We start from the raw sequence: 17,261 nt of genomic DNA, 5'->3' as shown, positions 1-17,261 counted from the left end.
AGAACAGACGATCGGGCAACTCCCGAATCCCCGTTTAATATTCAAGTACGTTTTGGCGCTAATTCAAGCGAACGGATTCAGCCATTTCAAAATCGTTTTTTCTAGCTGATGTAATTCCCGATAAATCTCCTGACGCATCCACTGCCCGATCGCATCGATCGGCGTAAACGAGCCTCCAACCTGCCATTTCATATCAGGGCCTAACGGCGTAAGGTGCGTTCCTTTGAGGCGATGAGTGGTAATCAGCCCCGGATGGGACTCTTCTAGAAGCTGTGCTAACGGGAGCGATTGATCGATCGAATCATCCGCAAATTTAATAATCAAATTTCGTCGCACCGAATAGCGATCGCGAATCAAGGCAGTCGTCTCCGTGGGCGAAGGCGTAAATTCAACAGAGATCCCTTGCGGTTTTAGAAATTGCGAAAACTGCTCAACAAATGGGACGGCTTCTTTTGCAGCGTAGTTATTAAACGAGATAAAAATATTTCCCGCTCGCTCAACCGAAAACAAGCTACCAGTCAGCAAATGCAGCTTACAGCCCATACTGTGCCCCATGCCATAAATCGGCAAATAGCGCACTGAATACTGCGATCGCACACCGTTCAACGCTTTCTCAAAATTGATCAAAACCGACTCTGCAATCTCAGCATGATCAAACGTATTCACAAACGGAGTCGCTACGATTAGGTAGCCTTGATCACCTAAAAACTCTAGCAAACGGCGGTAAGTTAACTGTGGAGCCGTTGCGACAAAAGCGCCGCCAAGAAAATGAATAATCGCGATCGGACGATCGGGAACGAGAACCCAATTCCCAGAAATTTCTTGCCAATCCATGAGCGAAATTGAAGATTAGGGGGTATCTCTAGCCTAAACCGATTCTCTAAAATTCAACGGCTTCGGAGATCGCATTGCATTTGGTACGGTTCTACGATCTTTCTTTAATCGAGAAACCAGATACGCTCTAAGGTAGTCGCAGTGAAAGTCGTGTTATGTCTGAGTGGATCTTCCCAACCCTGAGTGAAATTTTGGCAGCCAGTAATGAAATACTGGATCTTCCTGAACTTGAAGCGCCCGTTTCAGTCGCATCTCGACAACTGCGAGCAGAGCGGGAGTGGTTTGGCGCGATCGCTGCACTCGAAGCCCTCTTGCAATCGACCGAAGGCGCAGTGTTTTCTGCTCCACTCCCAGTTCTCAGCCAGCCCAGAGTGCCTAAGATCTCCGCTTGGCTGTTTACGCCCAGCGTGATGTTTTCGGGCTTCCCGTTCCAATTACCTTCTGCCGATGGCAACATTACAAAGGGTGAAACGACTGATACTCTAGCGCTGCTCCCCGGTGATCCGCTCGCATCGCAGCCGTTCTGTCTAGCACTGACTCGTGAATTTAGCCTGTTAATGGTGCAGGGTGAAAACGGTTCCGGCGATCCGACCTTCCAGTTTTCGTTTGATCCAGAAGCGATCGATCGCGCCTGGCAAACCTTGAGACTGCGCGTGGTGCTGATGAATCCGGGACATCTTCCCAAGCTCGATCGTCTCTACAAAACCTTTCCGCCTGTCGAACCCAAATACAAATTAGTCACGCAGTTCACCCACGCACTTCTAAGCTATTTGCCAGACCCAATCACAGAATCTGAAAAGCGCACGATTCGCGCTCCTCGACCGATGCAGGCGCAAACTGCCGATGTGCTAGCAGGTGCAGATGTCGAATTGCTGCAAGCAATCTCGCACGAAGTTCGCACACCGCTCACCACGATTCGGACACTCACGCGGTTATTGTTACGCAGAAAAGACTTACCCGCAGATGCCGTGAAACGATTGGAAGTGATCGATCGCGAATGTAGCGAACAAATAGATCGCTTTAATCTGATCTGTCATGCAGTCGAAATCGAAACTTCAGCAACTAAGATTTCATCGCTGGCGACAACTTCGCTAGAACAGGTACTAGAACAAAGCATTCCGCGTTGGCAAAAACAAGCGAGTCAGCGCAACCTCACGCTGGACGTAATTTTGCCGCAGCACATTCCCTCGGTAATGAGCAATCCGACCATGCTGGATCAGGCGTTGACGAGTTTAATTGAACGATCGGCGCGGAGTTTGCCCTCTGGCGGTTCGATTCAAGTGGAGGTGTCGTTAGCAGGACATCAGTTGAAATTGCAGCTTCAACCCCAGGCAAAGGACGATTATGTCGATTGTTCCAGCAAACACCGAATGCCGCTCTTGAAATCTCTGGGACAAGTTTTGATGTTTCAACCCGAAACAGGCAACCTGAGTTTGAATCTGAACGTTACTAAGAATATCTTTCAGGCATTAGGCGGAAAGCTGATCGTGCGAGAACGCCCAGAGCAGGGTGAAGTATTTACGCTGTTCTTGCCATTAGAACCGAGTAAAGCGGCTACGGAAGTACGAGTGTAATAAGCATTCAAACTTTGAGATCTCCGGCTTGTGACCTTAAGCCGGAGATTTTTGCTATTGGGGATCAAAGATCGATCGTTGGTTTTTATTGAGAAGTATTTGCAAAAGCCGAGCAATTCGAGTATGTTGGTTGTCAGAGGTTACTGCATATCTTTAGCAATAACTGAGTCGTTATTTTCACTTGAACCATGACTCTAGCCCTTCAACCTGGTGAATTTCGTTTCTCTGGTCAGTTTCTCGGCTACGTCTTCAAAGATGGCTACAAAATCAAGCGACTGACGATCGCAACTTCAGAAGGCGAGTTTTCGATCAAAATGACGAAGTTAGCAAGAGCAAGTCTCAAGCAAACGCTACTTCCCGGAGAGCAGATTCAGATTCGAGGATGGAAGAAGTTCGATCGCAAAACTAACACTCTGAAATTTAAGGCGTATTGGATTCAGCCAATGTCGATTTCGGCAGCCCTTCCTTGTCAAGCAGCAGCGAAAGTGAACGCTACGAAGATCGGCCATCCCAAGCCGCAAAAGCCTGGAAAAGAAGCGATTCTGATGTGTCAGAAATCAAGCTGCATGAAGCGAGGCGGAAAAGCCGTTTGTAGCGCGATCGAAAAAGCAATTAGCGATCGTGGACTCGAAGATCAAGTCGAAATCAAGGGCACAGGCTGTATGAAAGCTTGCGGGAAAGTCCCCGTGGTCTTTATGCCCGGAAAAACGCGCTACACCAAAGTTGATCCGAAAGATGTCGCTAGTTTAGTGGATGAGCATTTTGCACTGGTTAGCAGACCTGCAACGGAACCCACACTGCCAGTAGAATCCACAACTGCTTTAGAATCCACAACTGCTTTAGAATCCACAACTGTTTTAGAATCCACAACTGTTCTAGAACCCGCTCCAGTATTGGCTACTGTCTAATTCTCAGGCATCTAACCCAAACCCAACCAATTTTTCTGTGTAGATTGGGAATTCTCGTAGAAGTTGTGCAGAAGCCCCCTCTATGAAAGTTCCCTTCATAAAGTCACCTGTACCAAGAATTTCGCTTCGCTTGGTACTGGTTCTACCATTTGTTCTACAGATTTTTGGTGCAGTTGGATTAGTCGGCTACTTGTCTTTTAAGAACGGGCAGCAGGCAGTCAACCGCTTAGCCGATGAGTTAGTTGAGAAAGCCAATCAACGCATTGATAGCCATCTCGATCAATATCTCGCTTTGCCTGCACAACTGTTGCAAATTAACGAAGATGCCCTTACCAATGGAGAGATTAAGCTTGATGATTTCTCCGCCACTGAACGGTACTTTTGGAGACAGGCAAAAGCGTTTCCAGAGGTTGGGTTTGTGGGGTACTCCTTATCAACGGAACGATCGTCTGGAGCAGGGCGCTGGCTTGAGGGAGTCGATGTCATTTTGTTTCGGGCATTACCAGACGGGCAAGCATATGATTTTTTGCCAAATCATCGTGGCGCGATCGCCAAATTAGCGCAAACCTACACTTATCGCACGACTGAAAGAAGCTGGTATCAAAGAGCCGCAACAACCGGGAAAACAGGCTGGGGCGAAGTCGAAATCACTTCCATGAACCGACTTGAAGGCTCAATCCCGAAGGGTGAGGTGATGCTAGATGGCGTGTCGTACTACACAGCGATCGGCATGACCACGCCAATCTACGACAACAATCAGAAATTTATTGGGGTGCTTAATGTAGATCTAACCTTGGAAAATATCAGTCGCTTTTTGCGCGATTTCAAGGTCAGTCGGACTGGGCAGATGATGATTATCGAGCGGGATGGATCGCTGATCGGCAGTTCGATGCAGAGTCAGTTTCTCCGTAAGGAACAGGATCAGGTGAAGCGCTTCACCATCTTCAACAGTCCTGATCCGTTGATCAAAGCAATGAGCAAAAATTTGCAGCAGAGATTTTCGTCACTCACTGCTATTCAGTCGCAGCAGAAATTTGCACTCGAAATTGATGGAGCGCGGCAGTTTATCAATGTGTTGCCCTGGCGCAATGATCAAGGACTCGACTGGCTGATCGTGGTGATTGTGCCAGAGTCGGACTTTATGGCGCAAATTGATCAAAATCTCCGCTTAACGATCTTGCTTTGCGCGATCGCGACAATTGCAGCAGCGCTCTTGGGTTGGTGGAATTCGCGCTGGATTGTTCAGCCGATTTTGAGGCTGAGTCAGGCATCCGAAGCGATCGCCAAGGGAGAGCTAGATCAAACAATTCAAATTTCCAGAATTCGCGAATTGCGGCAGTTGGGACGATCTTTTAATCGCATGGCACAGCAGTTACGCGATTCTTTCATGACGCTGGCAAGAGCCAAAGAGCAATTAGAACAACGAGTTGAAGAACGCACCGTAGAGCTGAGTGAAACGCTTCGGACTCTGCGCCAGACTCAGACCCAGATGATTCAAACAGAAAAGATGTCGAGTTTGGGACAAATTGTTGCGGGTGTGGCGCATGAAATCAACAATCCAGTTAATTTTATTCACGGCAATCTGGTTTATCTCGATCGCTATACGCAAAGCTTGTTAGAGTTAGCAGCAATTTATCAGAAGCATTATCCTCAACCTGATCCAGAAGTAATTGAAGTGTTGGAGACGATCGATTTTGAGTTTTTAAATCACGATCTTGAAAAAGTGTTTAACTCGATGCAAACAGGTACAAGACGGATTCAGGATATTGTGCTTTCTTTGCGAAATTTTTCGCGCTTAGACGAAGCCGAATTGAAAGCCGTTGAAATCGAGAGCGGCGTCGAAAGCACATTAATGATTTTGCAGCATCGACTAAAATTTACGAGCGATCGACCTGAGATTAAAGTAGTGAAGCACTTCGCGCAATTGCCAAAGATTGAATGTTATCCAGGTCGGCTCAATCAGGTGTTACTGAATTTGATGAGTAATGCGATCGATGCGATTGAAGCCGATCCCAAGCTTGATCCAACGATTTGGATCAGCACAGAACTCACTCAAGATGGATGGATCACAATTACGATCGCTGACAATGGCTGCGGCATTCCCAAGGAGATTCAAAGCGAAATTTTCAACCCATTTTTTACGACTAAACCTGTGGGTAGAGGCACAGGTTTAGGATTATCGATCAGCTATCAGATTGTGAATGAGCAACATCAGGGTCGATTGTGGTGTGATTCAACCGTGGGAGAAGGCACGAAATTTGTGATTGAAATTCCGGTCAGTCGATCGAAAATTCCCTTAGCGCCGACCGACCAATCGAAACGAATTGAGAAACACATTAATGCTGGTTGCTAAGCCTTGTTCTTGATTCTCTTTCGTCGTTGTGACATTGACAAAATAGGCGCGTCGATTCACAAGATAAACGCGCCACTTTGCGACCATATCATCAGGTAGCTTAAAGCTCATTTCTCGACCTGGAAATCGATTGAGTTGAATCGTGCGAAATGAGATTAACTCTCCTTGATCTTTCGCCGCACCTTTACGAACGCCTTCGTACACTTCGTTCTGGAGGCGTTTATCGTTTCCCGGTGCAACCGGCAAATCGAGATAACCCACCGAATAGCGCACCGATTCATCGTCTCGAATCAGTTCAAACAGCGTCAAACCATTCTCTTTACGCTCTTTGGGTGTTCCGGGCATGACCACGGAAAATCCGCCGCGTTGTGACGTAAACCGCTTCCAAATGCTCTCCTGAGCAATAACGCTTTTGAGTTCAACCACAGGCGATCCGACCAAAATCGCCACGCCTAACACCAATTGCCAGCCCCGCATCACAGTACACCCTTCGAGCTTGGAATTTCATGTGCCCGTCGCGGATCGGTTTCAACTGCCATCCGTAGCGATCGTGCAAATGCCTTAAACGTCGCTTCAATAATGTGGTGTGAATTGATGCCATCCAACTGGCGAATATGCAGCGTCATTTGAGCGTGATTGACGACCGCCACAAAAAATTCTCGAACTAACTGCGTATCATAAGTTCCGACTCGCTGAGTGGGAATTTCTAACCCGTAACTCAGGTGCGGACGACCAGAAAAATCTAGCGCCACTTGGATCAGCGCTTCATCTAACGGCGCGACAAAATGCCCGAAGCGAACAATGCCTTTACGATCGCCTAATGCCTTCGCAAGCGCCATTCCCAGCGTGATTCCAACATCCTCATTTGTGTGGTGATCGTCGATCTCCAAGTCCCCGATCGCCTGCACCGTCAGATCGATCAAGCCATGCGACGAAATCTGATGCAGCATATGATCAAGAAACGGAATGCCTGTCTTTGCCACACATTTCCCGGTGCCATCGAGATTAACCGTGACTTGAACATCAGTTTCCCCAGTTTTACGAGAGACTGAGGCAATTCGAGCGACAGGAAAAACAGAAGAAGTTTGAGGACGATCGCTAGTCTGCATGGAATCCATCACATGAAAGGCAGACTCTATTATGTCAATTTTTTACCCGTGTCTAAAGATCGAAATTGATCGACGCTACACTTTCAAGAAGTCAGACCAGGTTGGAAATTATGGATACCAAAGCGGCTGTTGCCTTCAAAGCTGGAGAGCCTTTAAGAATTGAAACCGTACAACTCGAAGCCCCGCAAGCGGGAGAGGTGTTAGTCGAAATCAAAGCGAGTGGAGTGTGTCATACGGATGCCTACACGCTTTCAGGAGCAGATCCGGAGGGCTTGTTTCCAGCGATTTTGGGTCACGAAGGAGCAGGAGTCGTAGTCGAAGTGGGCGAAGGCGTGAACAGCGTCAAACCTGGGGATCATGTGATCCCGCTCTACACGCCAGAGTGCCGCAACTGTGAATATTGTCTCAGTGGTAAGACGAATCTGTGTCAGGCGATTCGGACAACTCAGGGCAAAGGAGTCATGCCGAATGGAACGAGTCGGTTTTCGATCGGTGGCGAACCCATCCTGCATTACATGGGCACTTCAACTTTCTCGAACTACACGGTTTTGCCAGAGATTGCAGTTGCTAAAATTCGCGAGGATGCTCCGCTTGAGAAAGTTTGCTTAATTGGTTGCGGTGTCACTACCGGGGTCGGAGCTGTGATCAACACCGCGAAAGTCGAACCTGGTGCAAATGTTGTCGTATTTGGATTAGGCGGCATCGGCTTAAATGTGATCCAAGCAGCGCGAATGGTTGGGGCAAATATGATTGTTGGAGTTGATCTGAATTCCAGCAAACGCACACTGGCTGGAAAGTTGGGCATGACTCATTTTGTCAATCCCAGCGAGGTTAAGGGCGATCTTGTTCCTTTTCTTGTGGAGTTGACCAAAGGCGGAGCCGATTACAGTTTCGAGTGTATTGGTAATGTGAAAGTGATGCGTCAGGCACTCGAATGCTGTCATAAAGGCTGGGGCGTGAGTGTGATTATCGGGGTTGCGGGCGCAGGTCAGGAAATTAGCACAAGACCGTTTCAGCTTGTGACTGGGCGCGTTTGGAAGGGAACAGCATTCGGCGGTGCAAAAGGGCGAACCGATGTCCCTAAGATTGTCGATTGGTACATGGATGGCAAAATCAACATTGATGATCTGGTAACGAAGATTCTCCCGATCGATCAGATTAACGAAGCGTTCGATCTGATGCACCGGGGAGAAGTAATTCGATCGGTGGTGACGTTCTAGTGGAATTACTCAGTAAAACTCGCTGTTTCGGAGGATCGATTGAGGTGTATTCGCATCGATCGGCCTCGTGCAATGCTCCGATGAAATTCTCGATTTATTTACCACAGCAAGCGAGGGAGCGATCGCTGCCGGTGCTGTATTTTCTCGCAGGTTTGACCTGTACCGAAGAGAATTTCATGGTGAAAGCCGGGGCGCAACAGTTCGCTGCAAAGCATGGATTGATCTTAGTTGCGCCGGATACCAGTCCGAGAAACACAGGGATCGCGGGCGAGGATGACGATTGGGATTTTGGAACCGGGGCAGGATTCTATGTGGATGCGACTCAAACCCCGTGGAATCAGCACTATCGAATGTACAGCTATACCGTGGATGAGTTGCCTGCTTTGATCGCGGAAAACTTTCCGGTGAGGAGCGATCGTCAAGGCATTTTTGGGCATTCGATGGGCGGACACGGTGCTTTGGTGTGTGCCTTGCGAAATCCTGAGCGTTATCGATCGGTTTCTGCATTTGCGCCAATTTGTGCGCCGACGCAATGTCCTTGGGGCGAGAAAGCGTTCTCGAATTATTTAGGAGCAGGCCGATCGAGTTGGAAACTGTATGATGCGACCGAATTAGTTCAAGTGCAGAAATTTCCACGATCGATTTTAATCGACCAGGGCACAAGCGACAAATTTCTTGCAAATCAGCTATTGCCCGAAGTATTTCAAAAAGCGTGTGAAACTGTCGGGCAACCGTTAACACTTCGATTTCAGCAAGGTTACGATCATAGCTACTATTTCATTGCGTCATTTGTTGAGGATCACGTTCAGTTTCACGCGGAAATTCTGCTTGCATAAATGCCGTGATCTTCGATCGCATTAACAAAGCAGCGAGCGGAGATCCCATCGTTAGAATCGTCGCTAAAATTCCCAGTGGATGTTTCCCCCATTCCAAGCCAAGTGCAGCCGCAGTTCCAATCAATGAGAAGGCAAAACTCGCGATCGCAAAAATCGGTGCTTGTAAATTCAACGCCGCGATCGGGAGTAAAACTGTTGCATACCAAGGCTGATACCAGGGAGTGGCAAGGGTAAATAAAGCAAGCGTGACCCATCCGATTTCTACCATCAATCGATCTTCTAAAATTGATCGATTTCTGTAGATTCTGTAGAGGGTTATTGCATAGTAAATAGCAAACAAAATAATGGTAAAACGATGGAATGAAGTCAGGATGGTTTCTTGAGTAGAACTTGGCACGCTCGTTCGCATCAAAATAATTTCTAGCAAGCTGTGCCATGATCCTGCTCTTAAGCCTTCTACGGCTGGATTTATCAAGCTTTTCCAAGCAGCAATGGATGGTAAAAGCGTAAAAGATAAAACAAGAACAGCGATCGAAGAAATCAGCAGGAATTTTCCGATCGTTTGCCAGCGTCGTTGCCGAATTAGAAATACTCCAATTAATGGAATCCAAATAATCGGCAATGTTTTTGTTAGAAATCCAATTCCAGTGGCGACGAGAGCAAGCAGATATCGACGGGTTTTAAGCAACTGATCGATCGCGATTAAAACAGTACATAAGAAAATATCAAGATGTGCTTCTGCCACTTGCTCAAACAGAAGAACTGGACTCAGCAAATACGCCAGCGTTACTTTGTCTCGATAGGTCTTAGCTTCTAGAATTTTCCAAATTAAGTAACTATTCAGAATGTGAAAAACTAAGCAAATAAGCTTGAAACCATAAACACCAAGAAGCAGATTAATCTCAGCTAATTTTGCAGGAATCAAAAAGAATAAAAGTGAAACAGCTCCATAGGTCGAGCTATAATTCCAGTCTACTAGACCGCTAAGACTAGAGCCAAAATCCCTCGCCTTTGTCAGATAAGGATTAACTCCATTTAGACTCATCAGACCATACTGTAAATATAGATAAATATCATTCGTGACCGGATGAGATAACCAAGAAACCGCTAAAAATAAGCTTGCAGGCTTCAAGAGTTCGGCGAAATTTGACGCGATCGTTTTTGAACGGAATCGTATTAGCCAAACCAGATATAAACCGCACAGCGCAAAAAACTCTACTGCTAATAAACGCTTGCGAACTAATCCCGAAAATCCCGAAATTGACACCACTCCGAGCGCATTCAGTTCATTCAGAGACAGTTGTATTGCAATTGCGATCGAGAGCGCGATCGCAACGATAAAAATTATTCTCTGTTTTAGTACCATACTTCTCCTTAGTTAACTATGCGCGAACAGAGTGCGGCTGTTTCTCTCTGGCTAGGATTTGTTTTGCTCGAACTGTATCACCCGAAAACCAGCGCCGCTAATTGAGGCACTCAATCTTCATCAATCAAGGCATAAATCATAAATTTCCTGCAAATTGACTTTACCCAGAGCTTCGTGGGAGGTCTGTCAATGCGTCGAGCAACCCATTATTCTATGAGGGTCGCGATTGTCGTCTTTGATTATTGCCTTACTTGTTCAAGCTCGCGTTTAGTTTCGTGCAGAAACTTTGCGTGGATCAATGCCGTAATCTTGTGTCGCATCAGGAGAACTACGATCGGGGAACCCATTGTTGGGACGATCGCAATGATTGCGAGGATGCGGGAACCCCACTCCAGACCAAGGGAAGCCGTTGTTCCGATCAGTGAGAAGGCAAAACTAGCGATCGCAAAAGTCGGTGATTGTAGATTCAGGGCCGAGATCGGAAGTAACACGGTTGCATACCAAGGCTGATACCAGGGAGTTGCAATCGCAAATAAAACGAAAGTAACCCACCCAATTTCTATCATCAATCGACTCTCCGAAATGGAGCGATTCAAAAAGATTCTGTACAGCGTTACTGCATAATAAGCCGCAAACAAGAGCAGCGTGAAACGATTAAATAAAGCAGTAATACTCGTTTGAGCAGAACTCGGCACGATCGCTCCAACTCGCATCAGGATGCTGTCTAAGACATCATGCCATGATCCCACAGTTCTATTGCCGACACCTGGATTGAGAATACTTCTCCAAGCATCAATAGTTGGAAACAATGTAAAGTGCAAGATCAGGATGCCGATTACGCTAAGAAATAGAAATTTTACGATCGTTTTCCAACGTCGCTGTCGAATTAGAAACACACCGATTAATGGAATCCAAATAATCGGTAGTGTCTTCGTTAGAAATCCAATTCCAGTTGTGACTAAAGCAAGCAAATATCGACCTGTCTTGAGAAATCGATCGACTGCAATCAAAACAGTACAGAGCATGAGGTCGATATGCGCTTCTGCAACTTGCTCAAACAACAGCACCGGACTGATCAAATATGCCAGTGTGGCTTGATCTCGGTAGGTTCTAGACTTGAGATTTTTCCAGATTAAATAGCTATTTAAGATGTGAAACCCCAGGCAGATTAACTTAAATCCGTAAACGCCAAGAAAGAGATTAATCTCAGACAACTTTGAGGAAACCAAAAAGAAGAAGAGTGAAACAACTCCATAAGTTGAACTTTGATTCCAATCGATTAAATTTGTGATACTAGAGCCAAAATCTCCAGCTTTTGTGAGGTAAGGATTAAGTCGGTTTAGACTGATCAATCCGTACTGTAGATACATATAAATATCGTTTGTACCCGGATAAGACAACCAACAAACCGCCAAGAATATGCTTACAGGCTTCAACAGTTCGCTAAATCGTGAAGCGATCGTAACTGGACGAAATTGAATCAACCAAGCGAGATAGAGCCCGCACAAAGCAAGAAACTCTAAGCCTAATAAGCGCTTATTTAATAACATCGAGAATCCCGATGTTGATACAATTCCAAGTATGCCGAGTTCGTTCAGGGTCAGTTGCGTCGCAAGAGCGATCGATAGCGCGAGCGCAACAATAAAACCAACTTTTTGCTTTGAAATCATGCTTCCTATTGATTGATTAGGCGCAAGCAGAGCGAATCTGTTACTCTCTGGCTAGAGTCTGTTGTGCGCGAATATATCATGCAAAAACCATTAAGTCTGTCTGCCTTAAGATTGATGCAGCGAGAGTCGCCCGATCAAAAACCGCCATCTCTCACTACCGTTTTGCTGATTAGCGCGATCGGGTTGCTGTTGGTGCTACCTGCAATTCTGCATGGTGTCTTTGATGCAATGGATATTCCATTCCATTTGCGCTGGACTCAACAATTTTCGGAGCAACTTTGGAGCGGCGACTTTTATCCCAGATGGCTTCACAACATGAATGCGGGATTAGGAAGTCCTGCCTTCTTTTTTTACGCCCCGATTCCCTTTTACATCACCAGTTTGTTTTATCCTTTGTTCTCGCCCGAAACGCGTCAGTGGGGACAGTTAAGTGTGTCGATCGCGATCGCATTAGTTGCGTCTGGAGTTGCCGCTTACTTCTGGCTCAATCTGTTTACGAGTCGCAAAGCCGCTTTAGTAGGTGCGTTGTTGTACATGGCATTACCATATCACTTAGGAATAAATCTTTATTGGCGGTTTGCCTTCGCTGAATATTGGGCGATCGTTTGGCCTCCGTTGATCCTTTATTTCACTTACAAACTAACTCAGCGATCTAAATTTGCAATTATTGGTCTCTCATTTAGTTATGCGTTATTACTACTGACACATCTGCCAACTTTTGTGATGTTTGCGATCGTACCTATTGCTTACATTTTTTTAATGTCGGACAATCGAATTTATGCGATTTTGAGAAGCACCATTGCAGCTGTTCTTAGCATTGGACTCGCAGCGATTTATCTCATTCCTGCATTAACGATGCAAAATACTATCTCAATGAGTGCAATTCTAGAAAAAGCTTATTTCTACGGCAATAACTTCCTATTCTCTAGAAAATTTCTACCTTATCACAATCCATATTTCTGGTATTACTTGGAACTCATTACACTTGCGATGATCGCGATCGCAGTTTGCGCTTTTCTTTTGGTGCGATCATCTTCACTACGACGGGAATCTCAATTTTGGTTTGGTGTCTCAGGTGTTGCCTTTCTCATGACTGTCCCGATTAGCGAACCCATCTGGAAATTATTACCTGCATTACAGCGAATTCAATTTTCTTGGCGATTTAATACTGTATTGCTCATTTCAGTCACAGCATTGATTGCGATCGTAATTCATACAGCAACGCCTAGATTGGAGAATCGTAAAAAAACAGTATTCACGCTCGGATTAGCTCTGGCAATCGGATTACTGTTGTCTAACGGAGCAGCCATGAAACTGCGCCTCAAACCGATCCAGAATCTTGAAGTTGTACAAGACCTCAAGATCAATCGAGAAGGCGCAGCGGAGTATCGTCCTCAATCGGTTCCAACCGCCCAATGGCAAACAGCAGCGATCGCACAACTCGCCCAACAATTCCCGCAAAATGCCAAACTCGAAGGCAAAGGTACGATTCGGATCGATCGCTGGCGACCGAGAGACATTGCCTTTCAAGTCAACGTTCCGGCTGAAACATGGGTTACGCTCAAACAGTTTTACTATCCAACTTGGAATGCCAGAGGACTGTCGCGATCGCTCCCCGTAGAACCTGACCTGAAAACAGGCTTGCTTCGCGTCAAAGTTCCAACCGGAGATCAGTACGTCGAAGTCGAACTTGCAGCCGGATTTGCCGAAACGCTTGGAATTTTAGTGAGCGCGATCGTGCTATTGGTGTGGGCAGCGTTAGCCTGCTTGCTCTTTTTTACCAGAGCAACCGTGCGTTAAGGCTTGCCCATCTGATAACCAAACAGATTCGGATCAACTTCCCCCAACTTGAGATCAGCCAGTCCATATTCCGCCCAGCGTCGATCGACCATTGCCGCCACAGCCGGATCAGACTTGAGCGGATCTGCCCAAGGTCGATCGGTTTCTGGGAAAACTTTCGTCGTTGCATCAATGCCCATCCGACTGCCTAAACCCGGTTTTTCTGTGGCAAAGTCCAACGAATCAAACGGATTTTCCGGCAAGATAAACACATCTCGCGCCGGATCAACCTTCGAGGTAATCGCCCAAACAACCGCTCTCGGATCGCGAATGTTAATGTCTTTATCCACCACAATCACAAACTTGGTGTAAGTGAACTGCGGTAACGCACTCCAAAACGCTAACGCCGCTCGTCTCGCTTGTCCGGGATACGCTTTATCGATCGAAATCACCGCTGCTTTATAGCTCAAAGCCTCCATCGGCAAGAAAAAATCGATAATCTCAGGCACTTGCTGCCGCAAGATCGGCGTGTAGATGCGGTTGAGCGCGATCGCCATCATTGCATCTTCTTTCGGGGGTCGTCCGCTAAACGTCGTGAGATAGATCGGATTTTTGCGATGGGTCAGACAGTGAAACCGCAGTAAGGGCGCTTTCTCGTTTACGCCACCGTAATACCCCATGTGATCCCCCGCAGGGCCATCGATCGCCGTGTCTCCCGGCGTAATCGTTCCTTCTAGCACAAACTCCGAATCCGCAGGCACTTCCAGATCGACGGTTTTACACTTGGCGAGGTGAACGCCCGCTCCGCCATACAAGCCAGCAAATAGCCACTCGGAAAGATCCACAGGGAGCGGAGTCGCCGCCGCCATGATAATTAGTGGATCAACCCCAAGCGCGATCACCACTTCTAATTTCTCGCCCCGCTCCGCCGCTTTTCTCAAATGCCGCGTCGCTCCCCGTACCGAGAGCCACTGCACCGTCATCGTATTTTTCGACTGCAACTGCAACCGATACACTCCAACATTTGGAATCTTAGTTTCGGGATCTTTCGTAATCATCAATCCCAACGTCAGCACCTTCCCCGCATCACCCGGATATACCCGCAGTAAGGGTATTTGATTCAAATCCACCGCATCGCCTTTAAGCACGATCTGCTGACAAGCAGGAAGAAAATCGCGGGCAGGTTTTGCTTGCACCACATCGTAGAGAACCTTACCTAACTCGATCGCTTGCGAAAACTTCTTCGGCGGACGCGGTTGATAAAGCAGCGCTAATTTCTTACCCAGCGTTTCGAGTTCCTGCGGCGATTCCATATTCATCGCCAAGCACACCCGCTCCACCGTACCCATCAAATTCACTGCAACCGGATAAGGCGACCCCTTGACATTTTCAAACAGCAGTCCAGGCCCACCATGCTGCAACATCCGATTCGCAATCTCAGCAATTTCCAGGTCAGAATCAACCAGCGTTGAAATCCGGCGCAACTGTCCGCGTTCTTCTAGCTGTCTGATAAATCCGCGCAAATCTCTCGGCATGATTGAGCAATGTAAAGAACTTCTTTCATTATGAAGGCGGAAGGAAAAGGATTGCGAACCAGATGGGCAGCGGAGCAGTCGCGCTAGTAAGAATTCCAATTGTAATCAAGGGCACTTTAGACCTAAATCTCTGTCACTCCTGACTTGTCCTTCTCTACTCATGTCTATCCAAAGAGTTCCACTCGAAGCCCTACAGAAAATTAGACAGCACCTCAAAACGATTCTGATAGTGCCAGAGTCAGAGAATCGCCCGGATAGATACACCGAGCAGGACGAACCCCCCATACCCAAATCTCTTGAAGAGTTGGGCACTTTGTTTCACTTCGGCATCTCCTTGGAGCAGACCCTCCAAATGCCCAATCGTCAGGGGCAATGGTTCATCAGCACCGCAAATCCGGGCGCAGCACTCATGAGGCTACCAGGCTTAACACTAAAGCCTGGACTCCGCTTAGTGAGCTACCTCTACCGCTTAGACCACGATGGAACCGGGGTAACGTGGGCGATTCCAGAACAGTTCAGCACCACTGAGTATCTAGAAAAAGCGTTAATCAGTGCTGGCGATGCTTGTACCGCGCTCCACGATCGCAATACACCCCCTAAACCTGAGGCTGCTTTACCAAACTTGATGGACACGATCGACGGCGATCATTCTCCGATTTCGTTTATGATTGCTTCTCTGTTACATCGCGAATTGCTTGAATTCGGTAAAGTTGATCGGCTTGCAAGTTGGAGCCATCAGCGTTTAATCAGCGCTCTTCCACCCCATCCTGGCTGGCAATGGCGTACTGAGGTTCCGAAAGATCTCTCACCCAAAATTCGAGTCGTTCCAGATAGGCGAGTCGCGATCGAATCTTTCACCTGTCGCACCGTCGCTCCAATTGCCATTTTCCAGCACGTCGATCAGTATCAGGCAAGACAGTACCACCCGAAATCTGTAGATCGAGCAATCGCCGTTCTTCAACCAGCCAGCGGCGGAGTTAAGCGTTAGGGCGTAGGTGGAAACGTCGCAGTTTGAACTTCCCCAGCACCGCCCATCGGTTTGAAGGTGGCGTTGTTGTAGGAAAGAGCCACTCCGCCTGCGTTGCCAGCCCTTACACTAACTTGATTTTTCCCGCTCCACGATCGCTGAGTTCCCTGAGGCAGCGTTCCTTCAAATTCCGTTTTGCCATCAACCACCACTTCAACCCAGCTTTCCTCGTTGACATTCATCTTCACCCCGACTGCACCCGTTGGAGTTGGGCTTGCTGGAGCAGAAGCGGCAGGAGTTGGACTAGGAGCAACGATCGGCGGTTGAGGCGGTTGCGTTACCGGAGCGGTTGCAGTCGTTGGAGCAGGACGCTCAGCCGGACGATTGAAAAGACTGGCAGCTAGTACACCAATCACACCGAGAGCGATCGCTCCTCCTAGCGCGATTAGGGGCAATCGGGTCGTTTCTTTTGGTGCAGGCGCATCGACTTTTACTCTTGGCTCATCCCGAATTAGCTCAGGCTCTAACCTTTTCGGTTCATCCCGAATTAACTTAGGCTCTGACTTTTTCGGCTCGCTGCAAATTAGCTCAGGCTCTAATTTTTTCGGCTCATCCTGAATCAGTTCAGGTTCTGGCAGCTTCGGGGTGGGAGGAGGCGTAATGGGTGCAGCCGGTTTTGGCGGCACAGGCGCTTGAACAGCGGGCTTCAAAGGTGGCTCTGGGATAGAAGTGATTAAGGTTGCCGCAGAGGAAGTGGGGAGCGGAGACAAGTCTACTGTAAATTCTTTCGACAGGGCAATACCATTCAACCCGATCGCGTCTGCATAGCGCCGAATAAAGCCCTGGACAAAAACCGGTTCTGGAAGGCGATCGAGGTTCGCGTCTTCGATCGCGTTGAGGAGGCGCAGCGGAATGTAGGTCTTTGCAGCAATTTCTTCGAGCGACATTGACTTTTTCTGGCGCTCTTCACTGAGGCGAGTTCCGATCGCTTTGAGTTGTTCTTTTTGTGCTGAATTGCCCATAAGTCCTATCGCTTTCCCTTAGCCTAGCGTCACACAAAGCACTTTAAATCAAGTCTATGCAGTCGAGTCAAGCGTATCGCATCTTGTT

At 47.5% G+C, this 17,261-nt stretch carries 14 protein-coding genes; 7 read left to right on the top strand and 7 right to left on the bottom strand.

What is annotated here, in order from left to right:
* Positions 1-63: 63 nt before the first annotated feature.
* The gene (locus tag NC980_RS17130; protein WP_190377254.1) at positions 64-834 is read right to left on the bottom strand and encodes a DUF1350 family protein; all 771 of its coding nucleotides are present in this window, start codon (positions 832-834) and stop codon (positions 64-66) included.
* A gap of 155 nt (positions 835-989) precedes the next feature.
* Here NC980_RS17130 and NC980_RS17125 point away from each other — a divergent pair, with 155 nt between their 5' ends.
* The 3 genes from NC980_RS17125 to NC980_RS17115 all read left to right on the top strand — a co-directional run bounded on the left by NC980_RS17125 (position 990) and on the right by NC980_RS17115 (position 5,669).
* Positions 990-2,408, top strand: coding sequence for a HAMP domain-containing sensor histidine kinase (locus NC980_RS17125; RefSeq protein WP_190377253.1), 1,419 nt, complete (start codon positions 990-992; stop codon positions 2,406-2,408).
* Positions 2,409-2,596: 188 nt separating this feature from the next.
* The gene (locus NC980_RS17120; protein ID WP_190377252.1) at positions 2,597-3,316 is read left to right on the top strand and encodes a (2Fe-2S) ferredoxin domain-containing protein; all 720 of its coding nucleotides are present in this window, start codon (positions 2,597-2,599) and stop codon (positions 3,314-3,316) included.
* A gap of 82 nt (positions 3,317-3,398) precedes the next feature.
* The gene (locus NC980_RS17115) at positions 3,399-5,669 is read left to right on the top strand and encodes an ATP-binding protein (protein WP_190377251.1); all 2,271 of its coding nucleotides are present in this window, start codon (positions 3,399-3,401) and stop codon (positions 5,667-5,669) included.
* On the opposite strand, the gene NC980_RS17110 is transcribed toward NC980_RS17115, so the two are convergent.
* Entirely contained in the window at positions 5,613-6,146 is a 534-nt protein-coding gene (locus NC980_RS17110) for a hypothetical protein (protein ID WP_190377250.1), read from the bottom strand. The two genes, NC980_RS17115 and NC980_RS17110, sit on opposite strands and share 57 nt — an antisense overlap.
* A complete protein-coding gene (gene hisB, locus NC980_RS17105; RefSeq protein WP_190377273.1) occupies positions 6,146-6,778 on the bottom strand; it encodes an imidazoleglycerol-phosphate dehydratase HisB in 633 nt (210 codons plus the stop codon). The genes NC980_RS17110 and hisB overlap by 1 nt, the downstream gene beginning before the upstream one ends.
* Before the next feature lie 110 nt (positions 6,779-6,888).
* Between hisB and NC980_RS17100 the strand changes: the two genes are divergently transcribed.
* Positions 6,889-7,998: an S-(hydroxymethyl)glutathione dehydrogenase/class III alcohol dehydrogenase gene (locus tag NC980_RS17100; protein WP_190377249.1), complete on the top strand. Its 1,110-nt coding sequence runs from the start codon at positions 6,889-6,891 to the stop codon at positions 7,996-7,998.
* Positions 7,998-8,834, top strand: a complete 837-nt coding sequence (fghA, locus tag NC980_RS17095) for an S-formylglutathione hydrolase (RefSeq protein WP_190377248.1) — start codon at positions 7,998-8,000, stop codon at positions 8,832-8,834. Before NC980_RS17100 ends, fghA begins: the two co-directional genes overlap by 1 nt.
* Here the strand turns inward: fghA and NC980_RS17090 are convergent.
* Positions 8,776-10,200: a hypothetical protein gene (locus NC980_RS17090; RefSeq protein WP_190377247.1), complete on the bottom strand. Its 1,425-nt coding sequence runs from the start codon at positions 10,198-10,200 to the stop codon at positions 8,776-8,778. The two genes, fghA and NC980_RS17090, sit on opposite strands and share 59 nt — an antisense overlap.
* 239 nt (positions 10,201-10,439) lie before the next feature.
* The gene (locus NC980_RS17085) at positions 10,440-11,870 is read right to left on the bottom strand and encodes a hypothetical protein (RefSeq protein ID WP_190377246.1); all 1,431 of its coding nucleotides are present in this window, start codon (positions 11,868-11,870) and stop codon (positions 10,440-10,442) included.
* A 78-nt stretch (positions 11,871-11,948) separates the two neighbouring features.
* Between NC980_RS17085 and NC980_RS17080 the strand changes: the two genes are divergently transcribed.
* Positions 11,949-13,670: a 6-pyruvoyl-tetrahydropterin synthase-related protein gene (locus tag NC980_RS17080; protein WP_190377245.1), complete on the top strand. Its 1,722-nt coding sequence runs from the start codon at positions 11,949-11,951 to the stop codon at positions 13,668-13,670.
* On the opposite strand, the gene NC980_RS17075 is transcribed toward NC980_RS17080, so the two are convergent.
* Entirely contained in the window at positions 13,667-15,184 is a 1,518-nt protein-coding gene (locus NC980_RS17075) for a UbiD family decarboxylase (protein ID WP_190377244.1), read from the bottom strand. The two genes, NC980_RS17080 and NC980_RS17075, sit on opposite strands and share 4 nt — an antisense overlap.
* A gap of 160 nt (positions 15,185-15,344) precedes the next feature.
* Here NC980_RS17075 and NC980_RS17070 point away from each other — a divergent pair, with 160 nt between their 5' ends.
* The gene (locus tag NC980_RS17070; protein WP_190377243.1) at positions 15,345-16,172 is read left to right on the top strand and encodes a hypothetical protein; all 828 of its coding nucleotides are present in this window, start codon (positions 15,345-15,347) and stop codon (positions 16,170-16,172) included.
* On the opposite strand, the gene NC980_RS17065 is transcribed toward NC980_RS17070, so the two are convergent.
* The gene (locus NC980_RS17065) at positions 16,169-17,173 is read right to left on the bottom strand and encodes a helix-turn-helix domain-containing protein (protein ID WP_190377242.1); all 1,005 of its coding nucleotides are present in this window, start codon (positions 17,171-17,173) and stop codon (positions 16,169-16,171) included. The two genes, NC980_RS17070 and NC980_RS17065, sit on opposite strands and share 4 nt — an antisense overlap.
* Positions 17,174-17,261: the final 88 nt, after the last annotated feature.

Origin of the sequence: Leptolyngbya sp. AS-A5, from assembly GCF_039962495.1 — a bacterium.
Classification (GTDB): Bacteria; Cyanobacteriota; Cyanobacteriia; order Leptolyngbyales; family Leptolyngbyaceae; genus Leptolyngbya.
This window is presented reverse-complemented; position numbering and strand designations above follow the sequence as displayed.

Coding starts and splice junctions, on each gene's coding strand:
- NC980_RS17130 (WP_190377254.1), bottom strand. CDS start 834: ATGGATTGGCAAGAAATTTCTGGGAATTGGGTTCTCGTTCCCGATCGT.
- NC980_RS17125 (WP_190377253.1), top strand. CDS start 990: ATGTCTGAGTGGATCTTCCCAACCCTGAGTGAAATTTTGGCAGCCAGT.
- NC980_RS17120 (WP_190377252.1), top strand. CDS start 2,597: ATGACTCTAGCCCTTCAACCTGGTGAATTTCGTTTCTCTGGTCAGTTT.
- NC980_RS17115 (WP_190377251.1), top strand. CDS start 3,399: ATGAAAGTTCCCTTCATAAAGTCACCTGTACCAAGAATTTCGCTTCGC.
- NC980_RS17110 (WP_190377250.1), bottom strand. CDS start 6,146: ATGCGGGGCTGGCAATTGGTGTTAGGCGTGGCGATTTTGGTCGGATCG.
- hisB (WP_190377273.1), bottom strand. CDS start 6,778: ATGCAGACTAGCGATCGTCCTCAAACTTCTTCTGTTTTTCCTGTCGCT.
- NC980_RS17100 (WP_190377249.1), top strand. CDS start 6,889: ATGGATACCAAAGCGGCTGTTGCCTTCAAAGCTGGAGAGCCTTTAAGA.
- NC980_RS17090 (WP_190377247.1), bottom strand. CDS start 10,200: ATGGTACTAAAACAGAGAATAATTTTTATCGTTGCGATCGCGCTCTCG.
- NC980_RS17085 (WP_190377246.1), bottom strand. CDS start 11,870: ATGATTTCAAAGCAAAAAGTTGGTTTTATTGTTGCGCTCGCGCTATCG.
- NC980_RS17080 (WP_190377245.1), top strand. CDS start 11,949: ATGCAAAAACCATTAAGTCTGTCTGCCTTAAGATTGATGCAGCGAGAG.
- NC980_RS17075 (WP_190377244.1), bottom strand. CDS start 15,184: ATGCCGAGAGATTTGCGCGGATTTATCAGACAGCTAGAAGAACGCGGA.
- NC980_RS17070 (WP_190377243.1), top strand. CDS start 15,345: ATGTCTATCCAAAGAGTTCCACTCGAAGCCCTACAGAAAATTAGACAG.
- NC980_RS17065 (WP_190377242.1), bottom strand. CDS start 17,173: ATGGGCAATTCAGCACAAAAAGAACAACTCAAAGCGATCGGAACTCGC.